The sequence below is a fragment of the Delftia sp. ASV31 genome, assembly GCF_016428765.1.
Taxonomy (GTDB): Bacteria; Pseudomonadota; Gammaproteobacteria; order Burkholderiales; family Burkholderiaceae_C; genus Comamonas; species Comamonas acidovorans.
The window spans coordinates 1-301 of record NZ_JAELTK010000327.1; the positions used below are offsets into that span (position 1 = coordinate 1).

Here is a 301-nt window from a genome sequence, read left to right on the forward strand (position 1 = left end):
CCACGAGCCCCTGCTCTGGCACGGCCCCTCGCCCGACTGGCAGGCCCTGTCCGAAGTCCAGCGCAAGCATGCGGTGCAGCGCTGGCAGATGCTGGATGCGGGCACGCTGGCGCACCGCATCAGCGCCTGTCTCTTATACACATCTCCGAGCCCACGAGACGCTGACGTTGATCGCGTATGCCGTCTTCTGCTTGAAAGAGGGGGGGGGGGGGGGGGGGGGGGGGGGGGGGGGGGGGGGGGGGGGGGGGGGGGGGGGGGGGGGGGGGGGGGGGGGGGGGGGGGGGGGGGGGGGGGGGGGGGG

At 76.7% G+C, this 301-nt stretch carries 1 pseudogene; it reads left to right on the forward strand.

Annotation, left to right across the window (positions count from 1 at the left end):
• Nucleotides 1–301: pseudogene (locus JHD82_RS29665) on the forward strand (hypothetical protein); the annotation flags it as partial.